Below are 9,045 nucleotides of genomic sequence, written 5' to 3'. Positions count from 1 at the left end.
AGCGGCGATTATATATTAAAGTATTTTAGCGGGCTCTTAAAATTTTGCAGAGCTAAAATTTTGATCGCCTGCTAAATTTAGCGGCACCGTCTTCAAAAACCGTACCGCTTTAAAATTTAAAACATCGTTTCTAAATTTTTAAATGCCGCTCTTAAATTTAAACATCGCGGTGAAATTTTAAAATTTCACCGCAAGCTTTGGGCGATTTCAAATTTAACATCCCGAGTTCGGCTGCACCCGCGTTTCGTTGCCGATGTGGATCAGTTTGGCCTTGCCGCGTCTAAATCTACACGGCGGATCGGCTTGCACCGATGAGTACTCCTTACCTTTAAATTTATAGATGATGTTGGAGCCTTGCACCGTTTTTTGAGAGTTTTCGATCGCGTCTCCGGCGACTGCGCCCACCGCTGCGCCGCCTATGAGTCCTACGGTTTCGGCTAAGCGCTTGCTGCTGCTATGTTTGCCCAGCTTATGCCCGATGATAGCGCCCGTGGTTCCGCCTGCAACGCCGCCTAAAATTTTACCCGTATTGCCCTCGGAGCGCTCTACGTTTATTTTGGCGGGCAGGACATCGACGATCTCGATCCGATCGCTCTGCCTCATGCGGTTCGTCTCGCTCGCGTCATAAACATCTCCACCATATCGATCCTGCGGGGCCGCGCAACCACAAAGTGCGATCGCTGCGATCAAACATAATGTGAAATTTCGCATAATATCCTCCTTAAAATGGATTTACCGCTATTATACAGCGTGAGATTATACCGACGGTTATCGCGCGGCGGTATTATCAAAATGATATGATAATTCAAAATTTTACGAAATTAAATAAAATTAAATATCAAAGTAAAACACCCTTGAAATCGTATCTTATAAAGCAAAATATACAAAAACCATCTGTTTAACTTAAAGATAAAATTAGCTATTTTTACTAAAAAATATTTAAGAATTTCAATTTACCTAAAGAATTGATAATATATAATCTCTAAAATCAATCAAAATTCTGTTTTGGCTCCGCCATTCAACGAAATTTCAAGGAAGTACAATGAGCGAATCAAATTTTAACAGACGCGATTTCTTAAAATCGGCCTGTATAAGCGTCGGCGCGCTTAGCCTTAGCGGCTGCGTAGATACCGACAAGGCTAAAAGCGGAGGCGGCGGCAACGAAGGCGGCCTTCCTAGTGTGGACGTACTCGTTATCGGCTCGGGAGGCGCGGGTTTGCGTGCAGCCGTAGCGGTAAGAAAGAGTAATCCAAATCTCAGCGTAGTCGTAGCTACGAAGATGATGCCTTCGCGCAACGCCACCTGTATGGCGGAAGGCGGTATCAACGGCGTTACGAGTTTCAGTGGCGGCGATTCATACAAGCTTCACGCCTACGACACCGTAAAGGGCGGCGCATATCTCGTAGATCAGGACGCCGCGATTAAATTTTGCGAGCTTGCGGGCCCTACGATTGCCGAGATGGATTACATCGGCACGCTATTTTCCAGAAACGCTAGCGGCGGCGTGGACGGCAAAGAAAGCGGCGTTCCCGGCGGCGTAGCGCAGCGCTTCATGGGTGGTGCGTCTAAAAAACGATGCAACTACTCCGCCGATAAGACGGGTCATATCTTGATGCACGCCTGTTTTGACGATGCGGTCAGCAACGGCGTGAAATTTTTAATCGATCACGAGTTGCTTGAGATCAGCGCGCCTGACGGCAGATGCGAGGGCGTCGTGCTTCGAAATATCCAAACCGGCGATTTTTATCCAGTGCTTTGCAAAGCCTTGGTAATCGCAACGGGCGGATATACGAGGATGTTTTACAACCGCACCTCGGTACCTTATATCGCTACCGGCGACGGTATCGCGGCTGCACTGCGTGCGGGGCTTGGATTTAGCGATCCGGAGATGGTGCAGTTTCATCCGACCGGTATCAAAAGCGGCGGCGCGCTCATTACCGAAGCTGCGCGCGGCGAGGGCGGATATCTGCTCAATAACAAAGGCGAGCGCTTTATGAAAAACTACCACGAAAAGATGGAGCTTGCGCCGCGCGATGTAGTAGCTCGCGCGATCGAAACCGAGATTCGCGAGGGTAGGGGCTACGGCGAGGGGCTAGGCGCATACGTGCTGCTTGACGTAAGACACCTCGGAAAAGATAAAATTTTAAAAGCCCTTCCTAAGATAAGACACACAGCCATTTTGTTTGAGGGTATCGATCTAATCGAGGAGCCGATCCCGATTCGTCCGACGGCGCACTATTCTATGGGCGGCATAGAAGTGTCTAAATTCGACGATATGAGTACTAAAATTTCGGGGCTTTACACTGCGGGCGAAGCGTCTTGTATTTCGATCCACGGCGCAAACCGCTTGGGCGGAAATTCTTTAACCGACGCCGTCGTAACGGGCAAGCTCGCAGGACTCGGCGCAGCGGATTATGCCGCGAAGCAGGAGAGATTCGGCTCGGGTAAAAGAGCGAGCGAGCTGGCGCAAAAATGGCAGGCTAAATTTAAGCAGATCGCAAACGGCTCGGGCAAGGCAGGCGAGATGTATGAGTTGCGCGAAGAGCTAGGCGCGCAGCTTTGGGACAATATGGGTATCTTTAGAACCGGCGAAAAGCTTGATCTGCTTTCGCAAAATTTAGAGGGTATCAAAGCGCGCTACGACGAGCTACGCGTCGCGGATGCAAATCCGGTTATGAATACCGCATTTACCGACTACGTCGAGCTTGGAAATTTAATCCTGCTTGCGCGCTGTGCGTGTTTGGCTGCGCAAAAGAGGCTGGAAAGCCGCGGCGCGCATACCAGAGAGGACTATCCGAAGCGCGACGATAAAAATTTCTTAAAGCACAGTATCGTGACGATGAACGACGCAGGCGAGCTAAGCTTGGGCTACAAAGAGGTCGTCGTTACGGAATTCTCTCTTGACGGAAGGAAACCTCAATGAAATTTATCATAGACCGCTTCGACGGAAGCAAAAATTATAAGCAAGCCTATGAGCTTAATTTAGAGCAGATAAAAGGAAAGACTCTGCTTGGAGTTTTGCAGTTTATAAAGCAAAATTTAGACATCACTTTAAATTTTACCGCAGCGTGCCGTATGGCGATATGTGGAGCCTGTGCCGTAAGGGTAAACGGGCACTCATATCTTGCCTGTGATACCAAGATGGAGGCTCTGCTTGCGGAGTATGAAAACCCTGATAGTTTTACGATCTCTCCTCTGAATAATTTCCGAGTTATTTCAGATTTAGTCGTGGATTGGGAGCCTAGTATTGAAAATTTAAGAAAGATCAAACCTACTATTACCCCTAAGAAAGAATTTAGCGCAGAGAAGGGCTGTAAGCAAAGCCCTGAGCAGATGGAGCGTATCAAAAAGCAGTGGGATTGTATCCTTTGTGGCTGTTGCGCTAGCGAATGCAATAAGCTTGAAGCTGACGCGAGCGATTATATGCAGCCCTTTGTTTTCACCCATGCAAACCGCGCAGCATTTGATTCAAGAAGCAAGGACGCTATGCCTCATCTAAAGCCTGCGGTTCTAAACGGATTATGGCTATGCGTGCACTGCCAAGAGTGCGCCGATCGCTGCCCTAAAGGCATAAGCGCTCAAAGCGACATCACCGCACTTCGTGCCTTAGCGATGAAAAAAGGACTTACCGCAGGAAGCGGTCCAGCTCACGCGGAGGCATTCCTGTTAGACATCGTAGAGGGAAGCGGAAGATTAAACGAGATCAAACTTGCTTTAAGAAGCGAAGGCGTATTTGCAAATATGGGCAAGATGGACGTAGCGGCAAATTTAATGGCTGCGGGCAAGATGAATCCTTTGCACGTATTCGGAGGCGAGGAAATCGAGGGACATGCAGGACTCGTTAAGATGATAGAGGCCGCACGCAAAGCTCAAGCTAGCGGCGAGATAGAATAAGGAGGAGAGGATGAATAACGAATTTGCATTTTTCCCGGGTTGCGTTTTAAGTCAAGCCGCAAAGGAATCTAAAATTTCACTTGAAGCGATCGCTCCGGTGTTGGGTATTAAACTTCACGAGATAAAAGGCTGGAGCTGCTGCGGGGCTAGTCAAGCTCAATGCGTAGATCCTATGGCGAGCTTAGTGGCTAATGCCAGAAACATCGCGCTAGCCGAGGGTATGAATATGCCTCTGCTAACTACCTGCTCCACCTGTATGCTAACTCTAACTAAAGCAAAGCTAGCGTTGGATAAGGGTGCTAAAAGCTATATCAATACCTTTTTAAAAGAGGGCGGTATGCAGTATCAGGGAAGTACCGAGATAACGAGCCTGCTTTGGGTACTATATCAAAATTTAGACACTCTAAAAGCTAAGGTCACGAGACCGCTAACAAATTTAAAAGTAGCTCTATTTTACGGCTGCCATTCATTAAGACCGGAGCGCGAGCTTAAAAAGGAAAGTTCGACCAATCCGAAAAGCTTTGAAGCGGTAGTTAGCGCACTTGGTGCTCAGATCGTGCCTTTTGAAAAACGCCTTGATTGCTGCGGCTTTCACGCTAGCTATCCTGCGGTAAAGTCGGTTCAAAAGATGTCAAGCGAGATCGTAAATAATGCGGGCGAAAACGGAGCGGACGTAGTAGTAACCCCTTGTCCGCTATGCCAGATGCAGCTAGATATCTATCAGGAGCGATACCAAGAAGCGATGAACTCCAAAGCAAGAAAGCCGATCATCCACTTATCTCAGCTGGTAGGCCTTGCTCTTGGGCTAAGCAACGAACAGCTTGGACTAAACATCAATATCCAAGATGCAACGAGATTGGTAAGCTAGTTTTTGAGAAATTTTTAGAATTTTCTAAAATTTATGGATGATTTTACAAAAATACTTCGCTGCGGCGCACACATAGTGCCCTTGCGAGTATTTCACAAAATCATCCGACCTACGCCTGCTTTATATCCTAAAATACTTTTCGTCGCTACAAAATTCTTGTATAAAATTTCATTGCTTCGTAAATTTTAATGTTTCATAAAATTTAATGCTTTCTCCGCCATAATTTAACGTTTCGCCCGCCGAGCAAATTTTAAGCTGTCTTTTATTTTTAAATTTAAAACCTACTAGACGATGAATAAATATAAAATTTTAATTAAATCTAACAAAATTTAAGGTGCATAAATTCTAAATTTTGATAGAATGCCATTTAAAAATATCCTAAATTTCAGGAGGACATTATGGTTGATTTGGCTCAAATTTCGGCTAGACTTGATGCCGTTGAGCGTTTGCCGCGAATAAAAGCGGATGAAAGCATACAAGAAAGGCTTAATAGCAAGGGTTTTTCGCGCCGCGATTTTATGAAATGGAGCGGAGCGATGACCGCGATGCTCGGGCTTCCGGCCGCATTTGCGCCGAGCGTGGCGCGAGCGGCGGAGCTTGCGGATCGCTTGCCTGTGATCTGGCTTCATATGGCGGAGTGTACGGGCTGTAGCGAGAGCTTGCTACGCACCGATACGCCTACGATCGACAGCCTCATATTCGATTACATCAGCCTCGAATACCACGAGACGATAATGGCTGCCGCAGGCTGGCAAGCCGAGGAAAATTTAGAGGGCGCGATCGAAAAATACAAGGGGCGCTATATCTTGATGGTAGAGGGCGGAATCCCGAGCGGAAAGAGCGAGTTTTTTCTAACCGTAGGGCCTGAGGGCAAGAGCGGAGCTCAGCACTGCAAAGATGCTGCCGAGGGCGCTGCGGCGATATTTGCTATCGGCACCTGTTCGAGCTTCGGCGGTATCCAAGCCGCAGCTCCAAATCCGACCGGCGCCGTAGGTTTGGACAAAATCATAAACAAACCCGTCATCAACATCCCGGGCTGTCCGCCTAACGAAAAAAATATCGTCGGCAACGTACTAAATTTCATCCTTTTTGGCACGCTTCCAAGCCTAGACGTTTATAACCGACCGAAATGGGCTTACGGGCTGCGCATCCACGATCTGTGCGAGAGGCGCGGACATTTTGACGCGGGCGAGTTTGTAGAAAGCTTTGGCGATGCGGGCGCAAAGGACGGATATTGCCTTTATAAAGTAGGCTGCAAGGGCCCTTATACGTTTAATAACTGCTCGCGCGAGCGCTTCAACTCCCACACTAGCTGGCCGGTACAGGCTGGTCACGGCTGTATAGGCTGCTCGGAGCCTGATTTTTGGGATCATATGGGACCTTTTGAGGAGCCTTTGGCGGATCGCCTTTACGAAAGCGTTTTCGGCGGGCTCGGCGCTGATGCTACCGCAGATAAGATAGGTGTCGGAATTTTAGCGATCACAGGTGTTGCGGTAGCGGCACACGCGGCGATTGCATCATTTAAGAAAGATAAAGGGGAATAATCATGTCGCAAAGAATCGTAATAGATCCGATAACCAGAATAGAGGGACATTTAAGAATAGAGGTCGTGGTGGATGATGAAAACATCGTCCGCGAGGCTTATAGTAGCTCGACGCTATGGCGCGGGCTTGAGACCATAGTAAAAAACAGAGATCCGCGCGACGCGGGATTTTTTATGCAAAGAATTTGCGGCGTCTGCACCTTTTCGCACTACAAAGCGGGCATCGTCGCGGTAGAAAACGCCCTCAGTATCACTCCGCCGCTAAATGCCTTGCTAACGCGCACGCTGATGGCTAACGCGCTATTTTTGCACGATCATCCGGTGCATTTTTATCAGCTCCACGGGCTTGATTTCGTAGATGTAGTAAGCGCTCTTAGCGCCGATCCTAAAAAGGCGAGCGAGGAGGCGTTTAAATACTGCGATACCCCTTATGCGTGCGGTGCAGATAAACTAAAAGAGGTGCAAGATCGCGTGGGCGCTTTCGTTAAGAAAGGCGCTTTGGGGCCTTTCGCTAATGCCTACTTCGGCCACCCAACATATAAGCTTAGCCCGGAGCAAAATTTAATCGCTCTTTCGCACTATCTTGAGTGTTTGCGCATTCAGCGCACGGCGGCTCAGATGATGGCGATATTCGGTGCGAAACAACCTCATCCGCAAAGCCTCACCGTAGGCGGCGTAACCTGCGTGATGGATATCCTAAGCCCTGCGAGACTAGGCGAATATATGTCTAAATTTAAAGAGGTCGCAGACTTCGTAAATCGCGCCTACTATCCTGATCTCGTAATGGCTGCTAAGGCTTACGGCAACGAGCCTAGCGTGCTAAACGATATCGGCGTGGCAAATTTATGGACTCACCAAGAATTTCAGCTTTCAAAGAACGAATGGCTATTTCAAAGCGGCATGATCCTTGACGGCAATATTAGCAAGGTTTTGGAGCTTGATGAAAATAAGATCACCGAGGAGGCAACGCATGCGTGGTACAAAAACGATGCGGCGCTTCATCCTTACGACGGCGAGCAAGAGCCGAACTATACGGGCCTTAAGGACGGACAGAGCATCGACGCACACGGCAAAGAAGCGCATACGAAGGTGCTCGATACCCAGGGCAAGTACACCTGGATCAAGGCTCCGCGCTACGACGGCAAGCCGCTTCAGGTAGGACCGCTTGCAAATATCGTGGTAAATTACGCCAAGAAAAACGAGCGCGTAGTAAAAGTCGTGGATCAATTCCTAAAAGACGCCGGCTTGCCGCTTGAAGCGGTATTTTCGACGCTTGGACGAACGGCGTGCCGTATGATCGAAGCTAAAGTCGTTGCCGACAACGGACTGATTGCACTAGAAAATTTGATCGCAAACATCAAAAGCGGCGATACCGAAACCTGCGCAAAATATGTAATCGATAACTCCAAAGAGTATAAAGGTCGCTATATCGGCCACGTGCCGCGCGGCGCACTTAGCCACTGGTGCAGGATCGAAAAGGGCGTCATCAAAAACTGGCAGGCGGTCGTGCCGTCTACCTGGAACGCCACGCCAAAGGATAAAGACGGCGCTATGGGCGCTTACGAATCCTGCTTGATCGGGCTTAAACTTGCCGATCTTTCCAAGCCGCTAGAGATTATCCGCCGCATCCACTCTTTCGATCCTTGCATCGCTTGCGCCGTGCACGTAATGGACGCTCGCGGAGCGGAGCTTGGCTGCTATAGGGTAGATCCCAGCAAAGGATAAACGATGAAAAAAAGATTTGCGGAATATGAATTCTCCATCGGCCTTAGGCTCACGCACTGGCTGCGTGCGCTTTGCATTACGATTTTGGTGATCACCGGATATTACATCGCCTTTGTTTTCACCGCGCCCGAGATTAATCCCGAGCCGGTGCTTTTCATGCAGGCTAAATTTAGATTCGTGCATCTGATCTTCGGCTTTGCGATGATCGGTGCGGCGATCTTTAAAACTTATCTTTTCTTCTTCGATAAAAAGAGCAGAAAAGAGCTTTTAAGCATCAAGGATTTTTTTAGCCCGCGCGTCTGGATCGCTCAGATCAAATACTATATCTTTTTGGGCGAGCACCCGCATCTTCGCGGCGTTTACAATCCGCTACAGTTCATCTCCTATCTGGGCTTTTATCTAGTGCTGTTCGTAATCTGCCTAACGGGAATGATTCTATACGTTCACGTCTATCACGAGGGGTTAGGCGGCGCGCTATACGGGCTCTTACGCCCGCTGGAAGCTGCGATGGGCGGTCTAAGCGAAGTGCGAATGATACATCATCTTTGCATGAATATCATCATAATCTTCGTACCGATCCACGTCTATATGGCGGTCTTTAACGCCGTCAAGGGCAGAGACGGCGCGATGGATGCGATCGTAAGCGGTTATAAATTTAAAAAGGAAGAGCACGCTTGAGGGTGCTGGTACTGGGTATCGGCAACGTCATCTACGCGGACGAGGGCATAGGCGTGCACTTCGTCCGCGCGCTCGCGCAGAACTATAAATTTTATCCTAAAGCCGCCGCACGAAATTCTAAGGCGGGCGAGGATTTCGCGGTCTTCGTCGGTGAGCCCACAGGAGCTGTCAAAGACGGCGAGGACGAGCTCTGCATCGCCGAGGTGCTGCTCGGTGCGTGCAACGCCGATCCGTTCGACCTCGTCCTCTGCCGCACGCAGTCCTGCGGTGTCGATGAGGCGGAGGGGAATGCCCTCGACGCTGATCTCCTCCTCGATGACATCCCGCGTGGTGCCGG

General features: G+C 49.0%; 7 protein-coding genes and 2 pseudogenes. 7 read left to right on the top strand and 2 right to left on the bottom strand.

The annotated features are described in order from the left end of the window. Positions 1-213 precede the first annotated feature (213 nt). Positions 214-711 (bottom strand): hypothetical protein, encoded by a 498-nt coding sequence (locus Q0236_RS03215; protein ID WP_297915086.1) that lies wholly within the window; start codon positions 709-711, stop codon positions 214-216. 331 nt (positions 712-1,042) lie between these two features. On the opposite strand from Q0236_RS03215, the gene sdhA reads away from it, so the two are divergent. From sdhA to Q0236_RS13235, 7 genes and pseudogenes are all read left to right on the top strand, one after another. Next, positions 1,043-2,923, top strand: a complete 1,881-nt coding sequence (sdhA, locus tag Q0236_RS03210; RefSeq protein ID WP_297915083.1) for an 8-methylmenaquinol:fumarate reductase flavoprotein subunit — start codon at positions 1,043-1,045, stop codon at positions 2,921-2,923. Continuing rightward, on the top strand, positions 2,920-3,894 hold the full coding sequence (sdhB, locus tag Q0236_RS03205) for an 8-methylmenaquinol:fumarate reductase iron-sulfur subunit (RefSeq protein WP_297915080.1): 975 nt from the start codon (positions 2,920-2,922) through the stop codon (positions 3,892-3,894). The genes sdhA and sdhB overlap by 4 nt, the downstream gene beginning before the upstream one ends. A gap of 10 nt (positions 3,895-3,904) precedes the next feature. Continuing rightward, positions 3,905-4,762 (top strand): 8-methylmenaquinol:fumarate reductase membrane anchor subunit, encoded by an 858-nt coding sequence (sdhE, locus tag Q0236_RS03200; RefSeq protein WP_297915078.1) that lies wholly within the window; start codon positions 3,905-3,907, stop codon positions 4,760-4,762. A gap of 398 nt (positions 4,763-5,160) precedes the next feature. Beyond that, the gene (locus Q0236_RS03195; RefSeq protein ID WP_297915075.1) at positions 5,161-6,306 is read left to right on the top strand and encodes a hydrogenase small subunit; all 1,146 of its coding nucleotides are present in this window, start codon (positions 5,161-5,163) and stop codon (positions 6,304-6,306) included. Between the two features lie 2 nt (positions 6,307-6,308). Beyond that, positions 6,309-8,030 carry a nickel-dependent hydrogenase large subunit gene (locus Q0236_RS03190; protein WP_297915071.1) on the top strand — a complete coding sequence of 574 codons (1,722 nt, stop codon included), beginning with the start codon at positions 6,309-6,311 and terminating at the stop codon, positions 8,028-8,030. 3 nt (positions 8,031-8,033) lie between these two features. Continuing rightward, complete coding sequence (gene cybH, locus Q0236_RS03185) at positions 8,034-8,708, top strand: Ni/Fe-hydrogenase, b-type cytochrome subunit (protein ID WP_297905367.1); 675 nt, start codon at positions 8,034-8,036, stop codon at positions 8,706-8,708. Then, positions 8,705-8,800: pseudogene (locus tag Q0236_RS13235) on the top strand (hydrogenase expression/formation protein); the annotation flags it as partial. The gene cybH and the pseudogene Q0236_RS13235, both read left to right, overlap by 4 nt. Positions 8,801-8,887: 87 nt before the next feature. Here Q0236_RS13235 and Q0236_RS13230 read toward each other — a convergent pair. After that, a pseudogene (locus Q0236_RS13230) lies at positions 8,888-8,983 on the bottom strand (hypothetical protein); the annotation flags it as partial. Positions 8,984-9,045 lie beyond the last annotated feature (62 nt).

The sequence above is a fragment of the uncultured Campylobacter sp. genome, assembly GCF_938031315.1.
In the GTDB taxonomy this organism is placed as follows: domain Bacteria; phylum Campylobacterota; class Campylobacteria; order Campylobacterales; family Campylobacteraceae; genus Campylobacter_B.
The sequence above is the reverse complement of the archived record's forward strand: the minus strand, read 5'-3'. Positions and strand labels throughout refer to the sequence as shown.